Source organism: Micromonospora chalcea (genome assembly GCF_028768405.1).
Taxonomy (GTDB): Bacteria; Actinomycetota; Actinomycetes; order Mycobacteriales; family Micromonosporaceae; genus Micromonospora; species Micromonospora chalcea.
This window is the reverse complement of record NZ_CP118233.1, coordinates 5,795,503-5,810,941: the sequence shown is the minus strand read 5'-3', so window position 1 is coordinate 5,810,941 and position 15,439 is coordinate 5,795,503. Positions and strand designations below refer to the sequence as shown.

The window sequence follows — 15,439 nt, the reverse complement described above, 5'->3', positions numbered from 1 at the left end:
GACCAGGCTATCCGGTACCCGCCTTGTAACCCACGCCCCGCACGGTCAGGATGATTTCGGGTCGCTCCGGATCCGGCTCGATCTTGGCGCGCAGCCGCTGCACGTGCACGTTCACCAGGCGGGTGTCGGCGGCGTGGCGGTAGCCCCAGACCTGTTCCAGCAGCACCTCGCGGGTGAAGACCTGGCGCGGCTTGCGGGCGAGCGCGACCAGCAGGTCGAACTCCAGCGGGGTCAGCTTCACCTCGTCGCCGTCGCGGCTGACCGTGTGCGCCGGCACGTCGATGGTGATCTGGTTGCCGGGCGGCCCGATCGTCAGCATCTCCGGGGCCACGTCCTCGCCCCGGCGCAGCCGGGCCCGCATCCGGGCCACCAGCTCCTTGGGCTTGAACGGCTTGACCACGTAGTCGTCGGCGCCGGACTCCAGGCCGAGCACCACGTCCACGGTGTCGCTCTTGGCGGTCAGCATCACGATCGGCACGCCGGACTCGCCCCGGATGGCGCGGGCCACGTCGATGCCGCTCATGCCGGGGAGCATCAGGTCGAGCAGGACGATGTCGGGTCGGTTGTCGCGGAAGGCGGCCAACGCCCGTTCGCCGTCCGCGACGAAGGACGGCACGAAGCCCTCGCTGCGCAGCACGATGCCGAGCATCTCGGCGAGGGCGGGGTCGTCGTCGACCACGAGTACCCGGGCTCTCATGGGGTTTATCGTTCCATCCCCGTTCGTCTGGAGGGGTTCGGCGTCTCCACGGCACGGTAGCGCCGAGCGGGCCCGCGCACCACAGCAAGCGGCGTGGCCGCACAGCGTGGCGCGTCAGGGCGGACGGGTCCACCGGATGCGGACCCGCCGTGCAACCATGATCCCTCGGGCGCCGCGCCGCCCGCCACCTCCACCCTGCCCGCCAGGAGTACGCGTGCCCGACGCCGGCCCGACCGCGGTGCTGCCGCGCCGTCCGCTGACCGTCGGCGAACTGCTCGACGCGGCAGTGCTCCTGCTGCGCGACCACGCCCGGGTGCTCGTCCCGCTCGCCCTCCTGCTGGCCCTCGCCGAACAGGCGGTGCTCCACCCGCTGCGGCTGCTGGTCGACGCCCACCCGCCCCAGTGGTGGCCGGCGGACCTCGGTGACTCGCTGCCCTGGTACTGGCTGCTGCTGGCGACCGGCGCCGGCACCGAGGCGGCGATCATCGCGCTGCTGGGCGGCCCGGCCACGCGCGGCGCCGGCGCGGCCCTGCTGGGACGCCGCCCCGGGCCGGCCGAGTTGCTGCGCGGCTCCCGGCCCGGCCCCGTGGTGCTGGCCGCCTTCGCGGTCGGCCCCGTCGTCGCGCTCGCCGCACTGACCGGGCCGGGCTGGTTCCTGGCGTACGGGCTGCTCGGCCTGGTGGTGCCGGTGCTGGTGCTGGACGGGGTGCCCGGACACCGGGCCCCGTGGCGGGCGATCCGCCTGGCGGGCCGGGTGAGCGCGCGGGCCGCCGCCGTCCGGCTGCTGGGCTACCTGGGCTGGTGGCTGATCCGGCTCGGCATCGGGCTGGGCGTCTACCACGGTCTCGGCATGCTGGGCCTGTTCGACGTGTCCGCCTGGGCGCTGCCGGTGACCGTCGCCGCCTTCGCCGCGGTGAACGCGCTGGCGTACCCGGCGCTGGCCTGCCTGGACGCGGTGCTGCACCTGGAGACCCGGATCCGCACCGAAGGGCTGGACATCCGGCTCTCCCGTGCGCGACCCGGCGTACCGGAACCGGTCCTGCTGGCGGCGCAGCGGTGAGCCGCTGGTGGACCGAGACCGTGGCGGCCCTCGGTGACCTGCTGCCGCTGCCGCTGGCCGCGCTGATCCTGCTGGCGGTCGCGCTGCTCACCGCCCTGGGCTGGTACTACTTCCCGGCCTGGGTGCCCCGCCGGCTGCCCCGGTTCACGCTGCCCCGGCTGCGCCTGCCGCGCGTGCCCAGGCTGCGGCTGCCCCGGTTCCGGCGCCCCCGCCGGCGCGCCCGCCGAGCCCGCACCGACCCGCCGGCCGTGCGCCTGCCCGCGCCACGGCTGCCGGAACCGGCAGCGGCCGGACCCGGCCTGGCCGACCGGCTCGCGGCCGAGGGCCGGTACGCCGAGGCGGTCCGGGAACGGCTGCGCGAGATGGTCCGGCTCCTGGTCACGCGGCACGTCGTGGAGCCCCGCCCCGGGCTCACAGTGGTCGAGCTGACCGAGGCGGCGGCCCGTGCCCGGCCCCAGGTACGGCCGACGCTGCACACCGCCGGGGCGATCTTCTCCGACCTCTGGTACGCCCAGCGCCCCGCCACCGCCGCGCACGACCACCGGATGCGCGAACTCGCCGCCGACCTGCGTCGCGAGCTGACCGGGGAGGAGCCGCGATGACCGCCACCGTGACGCCGGCGGAAACGGCCACCGCCGCGACGCCGCGCCGTCGGCGGCACCGGCTGCTCGTCCCGCTCGGGCTGGCCGTGCTGCTGATCGTGACCACGCTCGTGCTGCACGCCGTCGACCGGCCCGACACCGACGAGCCCGGCTTCCTCTCCCCGGTCGCCACCGACGACGACGGGGGCAGCCGGCTCGCCGAGGCGCTGCGCGCGCAGGGTGTGCCGGTGCGCCGGGAGACGGCGTTCGACGGGGTGCTGCAGACCGCCGGCATCGCGCCGAGCACCGTCTTCGTGCCCGCGCCCGGACTGGTGCACCCGGACCTGCTCGACCGCCTGACCGCCCTGCCCCCGGGCACCCGCCTGGTGTTCGTCGAGCCCTCCCCGCGGGTGCTCGCCGAACTGGACACGCCGGTCGAGCCGGCCGCCCGGCGCTGGGCCGCGCGGGCCGTGCCGCCGGACACGGACGGCACGCCGTGCCCGCTGCCCGAGGCGGTCCGGGCCGGCACCGCCGCGATCGACCTGCAGCGCTACGCCGGGCCGGCCGAGGTCGACCACTGCTACGGCGGCGCGTTGCTGCGCGTCCCCGGCCGGGTCGAGGTGGTGCTGGCCGGCGCCAGCGACCCGTTCCGCAACGACCGGATCGGCGAGTGGGGCAACGAGGCCCTCGCCACCGGAATGCTCGGCGGGAACCGCCCGCTCGTCTGGCTCGACCTGCCCGAGCCGGTACCGGCCCCGACCCGCCCGAGCTGGTCCCCGGAACCCTTCACCGAGGAGCCCGCCCAGGGCGGCGACGGCGAACGGTCGGAACGGCCCGCCCCGCCCGACCGCGCCGACCCGCCGTGGGAGAACCCGCTCTGGGGCGCCTTCCCGCAGTGGTTCTGGGCGCTGCTGGCGCAGCTCGCCCTGGCCGGGCTGCTCGTCGTGCTCTGGCGGGCCCGCCGGCTCGGGCCGCCGGTGTCGGAGCCGCTGCCGGTGACCGTGCGGGCCGCCGAGACGGTACGCGGCCGGGCGCGGCTCTACCGCCGGGCGGGCGCCCGGGACACGGTCGCCGAGACGCTGCGCGCCGCCGCGCTGGACCGGCTCCTGCCCCGGCTCAACCTGCCTCCGGACACGCCCGACGACGAGGTGGCCGCCCGGATCGCCGAGCGTGCCGGCGCCGACCCGGAACGGGTGGCCGAACTGCTCTACGGCCCCGCCCCGGAGAAGGACCGCGAGCTGCTGGAGCTGGCCCGCGAACTGGACGCCCTGACCCGTACCCTGGCCCCGCATCCGAGCGAAGGAGACACCCGGTGACCGGACCCGTCACGACCACCGCCCCGTCCGGCGCCCGCGCCGCCCTGCACCGGCTGCGCGCCGAGGTGGCCAAGGCCGTCGTCGGGCAGGACGCCGTGGTCACCGGACTGGTGATCGCGCTGCTCTGCCGGGGGCACGTGCTGCTGGAGGGCGTACCGGGGGTGGCCAAGACGCTGCTGGTGCGGACGCTTGCCGCCGCGCTCGACCTGGACGCCAAGCGGGTGCAGTTCACCCCCGACCTGATGCCCGGCGACGTCACCGGCTCGCTGATCTTCGACCAGCGCACCGCCGCGTTCACGTTCCGGGAGGGGCCGGTCTTCACCAACCTGCTCCTCGCCGACGAGATCAACCGCACCCCGCCGAAGACGCAGTCGGCGCTGCTGGAGGTGATGGAGGAGCGGCAGGTCTCGGTCGAGGGCGAGCGCCGTCCGCTGCCCGACCCGTTCATCGTCGCGGCCACCCAGAACCCGGTCGAGTACGAGGGCACCTACCCGCTGCCCGAGGCGCAGCTCGACCGCTTCCTGCTCAAGCTGACGGTGCCGCTGCCGGAGCGGGAGGAGGAGCTGGGTGTGCTCCGCGCGCACCACGCCGGTTTCGACCCGCGCGACCTGCGTGCCGCGGGCGTACGCCCGGTGGCCGGTGCGGCGGACCTGGCCGCGGCCCGGGCCGAGGTGCAGCGGGTGCACGTGGCCGAGCCGGTGCTCGGCTACATCGTGGACGTGTGCCGGGGCACCCGTTCCGCCCCGGCGCTGGAGCTGGGCGCGTCGCCCCGGGGCGCCACCGCGCTGCTGAACACCGCCAAGGCGTGGTCCTGGCTGGCCGGCCGGGACCACGTCACGCCGGACGACGTGAAGGCGGTGGCCCGGCCCACGCTGCGGCACCGGCTGCGGCCGCGCCCGGAGGCGGAGCTGGAGGGCGTGACCGTGGACGCGGTGCTGGACTCGGTGCTGGCCACCGTGCCGACGCCGCGATGACCTGGCGGGCGGGTCTGCTGCTCGGCGTGGGCGCGCTGACGCTGCCGTTCTGGCCGGCGCCGTTCGTCGGGATGGCCGTGCTGACCGTCGTGGTGCTGCTGCTGGTGGCGCTCGACCGGGCGATGGCCGCCCCGCCGCACGCGCTCACGGTGACCCGCTCCGGCGACCGTACGGTGCGGCTCGGCGGCACCGCCACCGTCACGCTGCACCTGACCAACCCGACCCACCACACGCTGTACGCCCAGGTGCGCGACGCCTGGGTGCCGTCGGCCGGGGCCCGCCCGGACGTGCCGCCGCAGCGCCTGCTCACCGTGCCGCCCGGTGGCACCGCCACGCTGCCGGTCCGGCTCACCCCGACCCGGCGCGGCGACCGGCCCGCGGTGGCGCTGACCGTACGCTCGCTCGGGCCGATGCGCCTGGGCGCCCGGCAGCGCGCCGGGCAGCCCGCCACCCCGCCGTGGACGCTGCGGGTGCTGCCCCGGTTCGACTCCCGCCGGCACCTGCCGGAGAAGCTGGCCCGGCTGCGGGTCATCGACGGTGTGCAGGTGACCCGGGGGCGCGGCCACGGCACCGAGTTCGACACGCTGCGCGAGTACGCGGTGGGCGACGACGTCCGTTCGATCGACTGGCGGGGCAGCGCCCGGCGCGCCGACATCCTGGTCCGCACCTGGCGCCCGGAACGGGACCGGCGCCTGGTCTGCGTTCTGGACACCGGCCGCACCTCGGCGGTCCGGCTGGGCGACGAGCCCCGGCTGGACACCGCCATCGACGCGGCGCTGCTGCTCACCGCGCTCGCGGCCCGCGCCGGTGACCGGGTGGACCTGCTGGCGGCGGACACCGAGATCCGGGCGCGGGTGACCGGCAGCGGCCGTCCGGCCCTGCTCGCCCGGCTGGTCGAGGCGGTGGCGCCGCTGGAGCCGACGCTCGCCGAGACCGACTTCGAGCTGATCGCCGGCGAGGTGCTGCGCCGGGAGCGGCAGCGCAGCCTGGTGGTGCTTTTCACCGCGCTGGAGGCGGGCGCGATCGGCGAAGGGCTGCTGCCGGTGCTGCCCCGGCTGGCGACCCGGCACCGGGTGGTGCTGGCCGCCGGCAGCGACCCGGTGCTGAGCAGGCTCGCCACTGCCACCCCGACCGGCCCGGACGACCCGTACGCGGCCGCGTCGGCGTGGCGGGCGCTGGCCGAGCGGGACCGGGTACGCGCCGCGCTGTCCCGCTACGGGGTGACGGTGGTGGACGTGCCGGCGCACCGGCTCGCCCCGGCCGTCGCGGACACCTACCTGCGGCTCAAGTCCCTCGGTCAGCTCTGACCGCGCGCCGGCCGAGCACCAGCGCGTACGCGAGGAAGGCCAGCCACACCGCGGCGCCGGCGGCCACCCGGAGCGCGACCGGCAGCGGCGCCGGGGTGACGAACGCCTCGACCAGCGCGGAGACCGCGAACAGGCCGACCAGCCCGGCCGCGACCACGACGGCGAGCCGGCCCGCCTCGGCGACCGCCCGGCCGCGCCCGAGGTCCGCGGGCGGGGCGATCCAGGCCCAGGCGGTACGCAGTCCGACCCCGGCGGCGACGTAGATGCCGGTCAGTTCCAGCAGGCCGTGCGGTGTGATCAGGCCGAAGAAGACGTCCCCCCGGCCGTAGGCGACCATCACGCCGCCGACCACGCCGATGTTCAGCGCGTTCTGCCACAGCAGCCAGAGCACCGGCACCACGAGCACGCCGGCGGCCAGGCACTGGGCGGCCAGCCAGGCGTTGTGCGTCCACAGGTGGAACGCGAAGGTGGGCGCGGCGAACTCGGTGTAGTAGCCGGCGAAACCGGAGTCGACGAGTTCCCGGGCGGCTTCGTCGCCGACGAACGCGGCGGCGGTGTCCGGGTTGCCGGCGACGAACCAGATCAGGAACGCGGTGAGCAGGCTGAACCCCGTGGCCACGCCGCACCACCACGGCCAGGCCCGGTAGAGGGCGGCGGGCAGGTCGGCGACCAGGAACCGACCCACCGCCGCCCAGGAGAACCGCTGACGGCCGGTGATCCGGGCCCGGGCCGCGAGGACCAGGTGGGACAGGCGGTTCACCAGCGCCGGCTCGGGCGCCCGGGCGCGCAGGGCGGACAGGTGCGTAGCGCTGCGCTGGTAGAGCGCCACCAGCTCGTCGACCTCTGCCGCGTCGAGGCGACGCCGCCCGGTCAGGTACTCCAGCCGCCGCCATTCGGCGTTGTGTTCGGCCACGTACGCATCGAGATCCACTCGCCCTCCCCCGTTCGGCGTCCATGGTGTTCACTGTCGGGGTGCGCGCGCAACCTCCCCCACCGCCCCGGTGGGCCGACGCCGGTCTGGTCAGCGGCGAGGCGGTGGAGCTGGACGTCCGGGCGGCCCGGCTGGGCTCCCGGGTGCTGGCCCTGCTGATCGACGCGGTGATCCAGCTCGCGCTGGCGCTCGTGCTCGGCGCGGTGCTGGGGATGGTGGCGCTCGCCCTGCTCGGGGACTACCTCGACGCCGCCCTGGCGGGGGCGCTGCAGATCGTGCTGCTGGTGCTGGTGCTGATCGGCTATCCGGTGGTGATGGAACGTTTCGCCGGTGGCCGGACGGTGGGCAAGCTGGCCGTCGGGCTGCGGGTGGTCCGGGCCGACGGCGGCCCGGTGGGGGTGGGCCAGTCGCTGACGCGGGCGCTCGTCGGCGTCGCGGTGGAGTGGCCCGGGCTGGTGCTGCCGCTGCTGAGCTGGGCGGCGAGCGTCACGGTGATGCTCACCGACCCGCGCGGACGCCGGCTGGGTGACCTGGTCGCCGGCACGCTGGTGGTGCACACCCGGGGCGCGACGCTGTGGCGGCCGCTGCCGCCGGCCGCGCCGCCGCTGCTGGCCTGGGCCGGCACGCTCGACCTGACCCGCCTCGACGACGGGCTGGCGCTGGCCGTGCGGCAGTACCTGGACCGGCTGCCCCAGCTCGCCGAACCGGACCGGTTCCGGCTGGGCCGGGGGCTGTGGACGGAGGTCGCGGCGGTCACCTCGCCGCCTCCGCCGTGGGCCGCGCCGGACTGGGCGTACCTGTCGGCGGTGCTCGCCGAGCGGGGGCGGCGGGCGGCGCACCGGCTGGGCCGCAGCCGGGCGGTCGCCGCCACGCTCTGGCCGGAGCTGGTCCCGGCGCCCGCCGTGGTGCCGGGCTCCACCGGGCCGGGCGCCGTCCGGCCAGGCCCCGCCGGGCCGGGCGCGGGCCGGCTGCGGCCCGCCGCGCCGCAGGTCGAACCCGATCCGGTACGCCGCTGAGCCGCCTCGGGTGAGCTGAGCCGGCCTCAGGAGAACAGCGCGCGCCCCCACCAGTCGGCTGCGTCGCGCAGGCCGGGCGGGCAGGCGAACAGGCCGCTGGAGACGTGCCGCAGGTATTCGTTCATCGCGTCGTTGCGGGCCAGCCGGGTCTGGATCGGCACGAACTGCCGGCGCGGGTCGCGCTGGTAGGCGATGAAGAACAGCCCGGCGTCGAGCCGGCCCAGCCCGTCCGAGCCGTCCACGAAGTTGTAGCCGCGGCGCAGCAGGCGGGCGCCGTCGTTGGTGTCCGGGTGGGCCAGCCGTACGTGCGCGGTGTCGGCGATGAGCGGCTCACCGTCGTCGCCCCTGGCGGCGAAGTCCGGCTCGTCGAACTCGTCCCGGCGGCCGATCGGCGCGCCGCTGCCCTTGGTCCGGCCGACGATCATCTCCTGTTCGGCCAGCGGGCTGCGGTCCCACGTCTCGATCAGCATCCGGATCTTCCGGGTGACCAGGTAGGAGCCGCCGGTCATCCAGTCCGGGCCGTCACCGGGCTGCACCCAGAGCTGGTCGCGGAGCAGGGCGGCGTCCTCGGCCTTGAGGTTGGCGGTGCCGTCCTTGAAGCCGAACAGGTTGCGTGGCGTGGCCTGGTCCCGCGACGTCGACGAGGTACGCCCGAAGCCGAGCTGCGACCAGCGGACGCTCACCACGCCCATGCCGATCCGGGCGAGGTTGCGGATGGCGTGCACCGCGACCTGCGGGTCGTTGGCGCACGCCTGGACGCAGATGTCGCCGCCGGACAGTTCCGGCCGCAGCGCGTCCCCGGCGAAGTGCGGCAGGTCGGCCAGGGCGGCCGGACGCCGGGCGGCGATGCCGAAACGGTCCCGGCCCTGCGCGTCGCGGAACAGCGTCGGTCCGAAGCCCACGGTGAGGGTGAGCTGCGACGGGGGCAGCCCGAGCGCCTCGCCGGTGTCGTCCGGCGGAGCCTCGGGCATGCCGCCGACCGCGCCGATCACCCCGGCGTCCTTCCCGGCGGTCATCCGGGCCGCGGCGGCGGTCCACTCCTGGAGCATGGCGACGAGCCGGTCCCGGTCCTTGGTGACCACGTCGAACGCGACGAAGTGCAGCCGGTCCTGGGCCGGGGTGGTGATGCCGGCCTGGTGCTCGCCGAGGAACGGCACGGAACCGGCGGCCGATCCGGTCGCTGATGCCTCGTTCCCGCCGGCGAGCAGCGCGCCCGCGCCACCCGCCACCCCGGCGACACCGGCCACGCCGACGCCGGCCAGGGTCATCGCCCGGCGCCGGGACAGGCCGCGGCCGGTCCGCTCGCGGTTCGGCTCGCTCGTCGCGTCACCGCCGGCCGGGCCGGTCATCGCGCGACTGCCGCCGCGACCTTGCTGACCGGCTCGGCCAGCGCGTTGACCGCGTCCGACAGCTCCTTCAGCTCGTCCTTGCCGAGCTGGGTGTGCAGCTTCCAGCCGTCGCCGGCGCGGTGCTTGCCGAGCGTGGTCTCCACGTTCGCGAACTCGCTGTCGAGCTGCTTGACGAGGTCGGGCGCGCGCTGCTCCAGCGCCGGACGCAGCGCGGCGACGGCCGCCTTGGAGCCCTCCAGGTTGGCGTTGAAGTCCCAGAGGTCGGTGTGCGAGTAGCGCTCCTCCTCGCCGGTGATCTTCCCGCTGGCGACCTCGTCGAGCAGCGCCTTGGCGCCGTTGGCGAGCTGGAGCGGGGTGAGCTTCTCGGCGTCCGCCTTGGCCACGATCGCCTTGACGTCGGCCAGGAGCCGGTCGGCGATCGGGCCGTCGGAGCTGACGTCGCCGGTGGTCCAGAGGTCCTTCTCGATCCGGTGGAAGCCGGTGAACTCCATGCCCTCCTCGACCACCTCCTCGCGGCCGTCGATCTTCGGGTCGAGATCGCCGAAGCTCTCCGCGACCGGCTCGATCCGCTCCCAGTAGGTGCGGGCCACCGGGTACAGCGCCTTGGCCTTCGCCACGTCGTTCGCCTTGACCGCGGCCACGAACTCCTCGGTCTTCGTCAGCAGCGCGGCGGTCTGGCTGCGCACGTACCGCTGGTAGCTGGCGGTGGCCTGGGTCAGCGCGGCGTCGGGGGCGACAGTCGCGGCGGTGCCGCTCACCTTCAGCGCGCCCCGGATGCCCCGGCCGCTCATTCCCGGCTTGCAGGCCGTCTCGTACGTGCCGGCGGTCAGCTCGACGCGCAGCTCCCGGCTGAGCCCGGGGGCGATGTTCTCCACCTCGCCCATCACCCGGTCACCCGCGGCGTAGACGTAGAACTCGTTGACCTTGGAACCGTTGTTCGTCACCTTGAACGTGACCTGACCAGCGTCGATCTCGGTGTCGGCGACCTCGCAGACGGTGTCGGTGGCCTTGACGGCGATCGGCCCGCCGTTCTTGGCGTCGGCGTCGTCACCGCCCCCGCAGCCGGTCAGTCCGGCGACGGCGAGCAGCCCGGCGGCGGCGGGCGCGACGAGTCGGGTGGTACGCATCGTGCGGTCTCCTCGGGAACGGGTGGTTCAGGCGCGGGGGGACGGAACAGCGGCGACGTCGGCCGGCGCGGTGGGTGTGGCGGCGGCCGGAACCGGCTTGGCGGTCCGGGCGGGCTTGCGCAGGAAGAGCACGAGCACCGGGACCGCGTACGCGACCCAGGCGACCAGCTCCAGCACCGTCGGCGCGGCGGTGACGTTGAACATGCCGGCGAGCAGCGCGCCGTACCAGGCGTTCGGGTCGAGCGTGGTGGAGATGTCGAAGGCCAGGTCGTTCAGGCCGGGCAGCACGCCCGCCTCCTGGAAGTCGTGCACGCCGTACTTGAGGATGCCGGCGGCCACCAGGATGAGCAGCGCCCCGGTCCAGGTGAAGAACCGGCTGAGGTTGATCCGGACGGCGCTGCGGTAGAGCAGGAAGCCGATCACCACGGCGGTGGCGATGCCGCCGGCCAGGGCGAGCAGCGAGCCGGGCCCGGTGCCGCCGGCCGCGCTCTCGGCGGCGGCGTAGAAGATCAGCGCGGTCTCCAGGCCCTCCCGGATGACCGCGAGGAACGCCATGCCGGCGACCGCCAGGGAGCCGACCGCGAGCGCGTCGGTGAGCTTGCCGCGCAGCTCACCCGCGATGGTGCGGGCGGCCCGGCGCATCCAGAAGATCATCCAGGTCACGAACACCACGGCGGCGACCGAGGTGACCGCCTCGAACAGCTCGCGCGACTCCGACGTGCGCAGCAGCGAGGTCGAGGTGTACTGGATGAGCGAGCCGAAGCCGACGGAGAGCGCCACGGCCAGGCCGACGCCGGTCCACACCTGCGGCAGCCGGTCCCGGCGCTGCGACTTCACCAGGAACGCGACGAGGATGCTGACCACAAGTGTCGCTTCCAGGCCCTCGCGCAGGCCGATCAGGTACGTGGCGAACATCAGCTGCTCCGTGGTCGCTAACTTAGGGCAGGCATACCTTCCTCCTGTTCACAGCAAACGTCAAGCTGATCGCGGTAACGTCACCCGGTTCGGCACCCGCTGGCCCACCCCGTACGCGAAAAGGGACCGGGACGGCCGCGCGGCGGCCGACCCCGGTCCCTTCCGGAGTGTGAACTCAGTAGCGGTAGTGGTCGGGCTTGAACGGGCCCTCCGTGGAGACGCCCAGGTAGGCGGCCTGCTCCTTGGTGAGCGTGGTCAGCTTCGCGCCGAGCGCGTCCAGGTGCAGCCGGGCGACCTTCTCGTCCAGGTGCTTGGGCAGCACGTAGACGCCGATCGGGTATTCCTCGGTCTTGGTGAACAGCTCGATCTGGGCGATCGTCTGGTTGGCGAACGAGTTCGACATCACGAAGCTCGGGTGGCCGGTGGCGTTGCCCAGGTTCAACAGGCGGCCCTCGGAGAGCACGATGATCGCGTGGCCGTCGTCGAAGCGCCACACGTCGACCTGCGGCTTGATGTTCTCCCGGGTCACGTCGCTGCGCTTGGCCAGGCCGGCCATGTCGATCTCGTTGTCGAAGTGGCCGATGTTGCCCACGATGGCCTGGTGCTTCATCCGGGCCATGTGCTCGTTGGTGATGACGTCGAAGCAGCCGGTCGCGGTGATGAAGATGTCCGCCTGCTCGACCACGTCGTCCAGCGTGGCGACCTGGTAGCCGTCCATCGCCGCCTGGAGCGCGCAGATCGGGTCGACCTCGGTCACCACGACCCGGGCGCCCTGGCCGCGCAGCGACTCGGCGCAGCCCTTGCCCACGTCGCCGTAGCCCATGACCACTGCCATCTTGCCGCCGATCAGCACGTCGGTGGCCCGGTTGATGCCGTCGATGAGCGAGTGGCGGCAGCCGTACTTGTTGTCGAACTTGCTCTTGGTCACCGAGTCGTTGACGTTGATGGCCGGGAAGAGCAGCGTGCCGGCGCGGTGCATCTCGTAGAGGCGGTGCACGCCGGTGGTGGTCTCCTCGGTGACGCCCTTGATGCCGGCGGCGATCCGGGTCCAGCGCTGGTTGTCCTCGGCCAGCGAGCGGTGCAGCAGTTCGAGGATGACCGCGTACTCCTCGGAGTCGGCGGACTCGACCGGCGGTACGGCGCCCGCCTTCTCGAACTCGGCGCCCTTGTGGACGAGCAGGGTGGCGTCGCCGCCGTCGTCCAGGATCATGTTCGGGCCCTGCCCGTCCGGCCAGGCGAGCACCTGCTCGGTGCACCACCAGTACTCCGGCAGCGTCTCGCCCTTCCAGGCGTAGACCGGCACGCCGGCCGGGGCCTCCGGGGTGCCCTCGGGGCCGACCACGATCGCCGCGGCGGCGTGGTCCTGGGTGGAGAAGATGTTGCAGGACGCCCAGCGGACCTGCGCGCCGAGCGCGACAAGGGTCTCGATCAGGACGGCGGTCTGGACGGTCATGTGCAGCGAGCCGGTGATGCGGGCGCCGGCCAGCGGCTGGGCCTCGGCGAACTCACGCCGGATCGCCATCAGGCCGGGCATCTCGTGCTCGGCGAGCCGGATCTCCTTGCGACCGAACGCGGCGAGCGACAGATCCGCCACCTTGTAGTCGCCCTCGGCGAGGGTGCTCGGCCGAGCCTGCGACGACGCGCCGCTGGAGGCCGCGGGGAGGGTGCTGGTCATGGAAGCTCCTGTCGAACGATGTGGTGCGCAGCCTTCCACCTTACGCGCGCGACCCACCCGGCCGGTGCCCGGTTGACCGAGCACACAATCGGCCGGTCGGCGGACAGCGCACGGGGCGGTCGGTCGTGGACGGACTTTCCGTCCACGGCCCGGCCGCCCCGTGCATCCCCCCGGTTTGGTTCCCCCGCACGTCATCGGACCTTCGTCGCGACAACGCTGCGTACCCATAGGGTCACACCACGCCACTAGGCCGTCAAGCTATTCCGGGAAAGTCGGACTTGCGGCTTTTGCTGAGCGCTCAGCGCAGGCCACAGGTGGCGACGAACGCCTCGCCGTCCCCGCCCAGCGTCAGCGGACCTCCCGCCGCCGTGCCCACAGCGGCCTGTCCCGCGCCCAGCGTGACCACGCCCACCCCGTCGTCAACGGTGAGCTTCCCGGTCCGGCAGAGCACCACCCGCGGCCCGGGCAGCGTCAACCGCGCCCCCGGCGACCCGGTGGCGACCTCGACCCGGTGCAGCGCGAAGTCCTCCACCGGCACCGGCCACGTCAGCACCCCCGGCGCCACCGTCTCCGGCCGCAGCACCGGCTCGGTCAGCACCTCGAACCGGAGCACCCGCAGCAGCTCGTCCACGTCCACCCGCTTCGGGGTCAGCCCGCCACGCAGCACGTTGTCGCTGGCCGCCATGATCTCCACGCCGGTGCCGCGCAGGTAGGCGTGCAGGTTCCCGGCCGGCATCCAGATGCCCTCGCCGGGCACCAGCCGAACGTGGTGCAACAGCAACGCCACCACCACGCCCGGATCCTCCGGATAGCCGGCCGCCAGCGTGCGTACCAGCTCGGCGTCCGCCGACCCGGGACCGGCGTCCGCCGCCGCCAGCACGGCCGCCACCAGCCCGGCGCGCTCCGCCCGCGGCCAGCTCAACAGCAGGCGTACCGCCTCCCGCAGCCCCGCCGGCCCGGCGCGCAACGCCGCCACCACAGGTTCCAGCGCGGGTACGCCGAACGCGGCGATCGCCGCCGCCGACTCCCCCGGATCGCGGAAGCCGCACAGCGCGTCGAACTCCGAGAGCGCCACCAGCAGCTCCGGCTTGTGGTACGGGTCGACGTAGTTGATCCGCTCCACGTCGGCGGCGTGCCCGGCGCGGGCCTGCTCGGCGTCCGGATGGGCCTGGAGGCTCAGCGGGGAGTCGGCGGCCAGCACCTTCAGCAGGAACGGCAGCCGGGTGCCGAACCGGCCGACCAGCCGCTCACCCAGCCAGTGGCCCGGCTCGGCCACCAGCAGCTCGGTGAGGCTGACCGGACGGCCGTCCCGCTGCACGGTGCCCGGTGCGCCCGGGTGGGCGCCCAGCCACAGCTCCGCCTCCGGCCCGTTGCTCGGCACCGGCCGCCCCTGCAACTCGGCGATCGCGGTGCGCGAGCCCCAGGCGTAGTCGCGGATCCGGCCCTGCAACAGCTCCATCGGTCAGCTCCCGGGCCGCCCGGCCACCTCGTCGGCCGCGTACGCCTCGCCGGTGGTCGCGGCCTCCGGGACGGCGGTCGCCGCCGCCTGCCCGGTGCCCGCCCGCTCCGCCTCCGGCGAGTAGATGTCCGGCTCCAGGTAGATCACCCGGGCGGTCGGCACCTCACGCCGGATCCGGGCCTCGACCGCGTTGATGTCGCGGGCCAGGTCCTCGGCGGTCTCCCAGGCCGGCACCGCGATCTTCGCGGCCACCATCAGCTCCTCGGGGCCCAGGTAGAGCGTCTTCATGTGGATGATCCGCTCGACCTCGGGACCGTTCGTGACGGCCTGCTCGATCTTGGCCAGCTCGCCCTGCTCCGCGCCCTCGCCGAGCAGCAGGCTCTTGGTCTCGATCGCCAGCGTGACCGCGATGACCACGAGCAGCACACCGATCATCGCGGTGCCCGCCGCGTCCCACATGCCGTTTCCGGTGATCAGCGTCATGCCGACGCCGAACAGCGCGAAGACCAGACCGACGAGCGCGCCGAAGTCCTCCAGCAGCACCACCGGCAGCTCCGGGGCCTTGGCCCGGCGGATGAACCGCACCCAGGTCTGGTTGCCCCGGATCAGGTTGGACTCCTTGATCGCGGTACGGAAGGAGAAGCCCTCCATCACGATCGCGGCCACCAGCACCGCCACCGGCACCCACTGCCAGCTCTCGATCGGGTGCGGATCGGACGCCTTGTGGTACGCCTCGTAGAGCGCGAACAGGCCACCGAGGCTGAACAGCACGATCGCCACGATGAACGCGTAGATGTAGCGCTCCCGGCCGTACCCGAACGGGTGCTGCGGCGTGGCCTGCCGCTTGGCCCGCCGGCCACCGAGCAGCAGCAGGCCCTGGTTGCCCGAGTCGGCCACCGAGTGGATCGACTCGGCCAGCATCGACGACGAGCCGGTGAGGGCGAACGCGACGAACTTGGTGACGGCGATACCGAGGTTCGCCGCCAGGGCGGCGACGATCGCCTTCGTGCCCCCGTTCGCGCTCATTCCCCG

General features: G+C 74.3%; 14 protein-coding genes. 6 read left to right on the top strand and 8 right to left on the bottom strand.

What is annotated here, in order from left to right:
- Positions 1-7: 7 nt before the first annotated feature.
- Entirely contained in the window at positions 8-697 is a 690-nt protein-coding gene (gene mtrA, locus PVK74_RS26305; protein WP_030501405.1) for an MtrAB system response regulator MtrA, read from the bottom strand.
- A 214-nt stretch (positions 698-911) separates the two neighbouring features.
- Between mtrA and PVK74_RS26300 the strand changes: the two genes are divergently transcribed.
- From PVK74_RS26300 to PVK74_RS26280, 5 genes are read left to right on the top strand one after another with little or no spacing between them, the layout of a single operon-like run.
- Positions 912-1,757 carry a hypothetical protein gene (locus tag PVK74_RS26300; protein WP_274477455.1) on the top strand — a complete coding sequence of 282 codons (846 nt, stop codon included), beginning with the start codon at positions 912-914 and terminating at the stop codon, positions 1,755-1,757.
- The gene (locus PVK74_RS26295; protein ID WP_274477454.1) at positions 1,754-2,359 is read left to right on the top strand and encodes a DUF4129 domain-containing protein; all 606 of its coding nucleotides are present in this window, start codon (positions 1,754-1,756) and stop codon (positions 2,357-2,359) included. The genes PVK74_RS26300 and PVK74_RS26295 overlap by 4 nt, the downstream gene beginning before the upstream one ends.
- A complete protein-coding gene (locus PVK74_RS26290; protein ID WP_274477453.1) occupies positions 2,356-3,654 on the top strand; it encodes a DUF4350 domain-containing protein in 1,299 nt (432 codons plus the stop codon). Before PVK74_RS26295 ends, PVK74_RS26290 begins: the two co-directional genes overlap by 4 nt.
- Positions 3,651-4,628: an AAA family ATPase gene (locus tag PVK74_RS26285; protein WP_064447732.1), complete on the top strand. Its 978-nt coding sequence runs from the start codon at positions 3,651-3,653 to the stop codon at positions 4,626-4,628. The genes PVK74_RS26290 and PVK74_RS26285 overlap by 4 nt, the downstream gene beginning before the upstream one ends.
- On the top strand, positions 4,625-5,935 hold the full coding sequence (locus tag PVK74_RS26280) for a DUF58 domain-containing protein (RefSeq protein WP_274477452.1): 1,311 nt from the start codon (positions 4,625-4,627) through the stop codon (positions 5,933-5,935). The genes PVK74_RS26285 and PVK74_RS26280 overlap by 4 nt, the downstream gene beginning before the upstream one ends.
- Here PVK74_RS26280 and PVK74_RS26275 read toward each other — a convergent pair.
- Complete coding sequence (locus tag PVK74_RS26275; protein WP_274477451.1) at positions 5,913-6,866, bottom strand: stage II sporulation protein M; 954 nt, start codon at positions 6,864-6,866, stop codon at positions 5,913-5,915. The genes PVK74_RS26280 and PVK74_RS26275 overlap by 23 nt on opposite strands.
- 23 nt (positions 6,867-6,889) lie before the next feature.
- Between PVK74_RS26275 and PVK74_RS26270 the strand changes: the two genes are divergently transcribed.
- Positions 6,890-7,882 carry an RDD family protein gene (locus PVK74_RS26270; protein WP_210871345.1) on the top strand — a complete coding sequence of 331 codons (993 nt, stop codon included), beginning with the start codon at positions 6,890-6,892 and terminating at the stop codon, positions 7,880-7,882.
- Positions 7,883-7,908: 26 nt separating this feature from the next.
- Here the strand turns inward: PVK74_RS26270 and efeB are convergent, their stop codons facing one another.
- From efeB to PVK74_RS26240, 6 genes are all read right to left on the bottom strand, one after another.
- Entirely contained in the window at positions 7,909-9,231 is a 1,323-nt protein-coding gene (gene efeB / locus PVK74_RS26265; protein WP_043326398.1) for an iron uptake transporter deferrochelatase/peroxidase subunit, read from the bottom strand.
- Complete coding sequence (gene efeO / locus PVK74_RS26260; protein ID WP_069087459.1) at positions 9,228-10,358, bottom strand: iron uptake system protein EfeO; 1,131 nt, start codon at positions 10,356-10,358, stop codon at positions 9,228-9,230. The genes efeB and efeO overlap by 4 nt, the downstream gene beginning before the upstream one ends.
- Before the next feature lie 27 nt (positions 10,359-10,385).
- Complete coding sequence (gene efeU, locus PVK74_RS26255; protein WP_274477450.1) at positions 10,386-11,273, bottom strand: iron uptake transporter permease EfeU; 888 nt, start codon at positions 11,271-11,273, stop codon at positions 10,386-10,388.
- Between the two features lie 175 nt (positions 11,274-11,448).
- Positions 11,449-12,948, bottom strand: a complete 1,500-nt coding sequence (ahcY, locus tag PVK74_RS26250) for an adenosylhomocysteinase (RefSeq protein WP_043326405.1) — start codon at positions 12,946-12,948, stop codon at positions 11,449-11,451.
- 298 nt (positions 12,949-13,246) lie between these two features.
- On the bottom strand, positions 13,247-14,407 hold the full coding sequence (gene manA / locus PVK74_RS26245) for a mannose-6-phosphate isomerase, class I (RefSeq protein ID WP_274477449.1): 1,161 nt from the start codon (positions 14,405-14,407) through the stop codon (positions 13,247-13,249).
- A gap of 3 nt (positions 14,408-14,410) precedes the next feature.
- A complete protein-coding gene (locus PVK74_RS26240; protein WP_274477448.1) occupies positions 14,411-15,433 on the bottom strand; it encodes a cation diffusion facilitator family transporter in 1,023 nt (340 codons plus the stop codon).
- Positions 15,434-15,439: the final 6 nt, after the last annotated feature.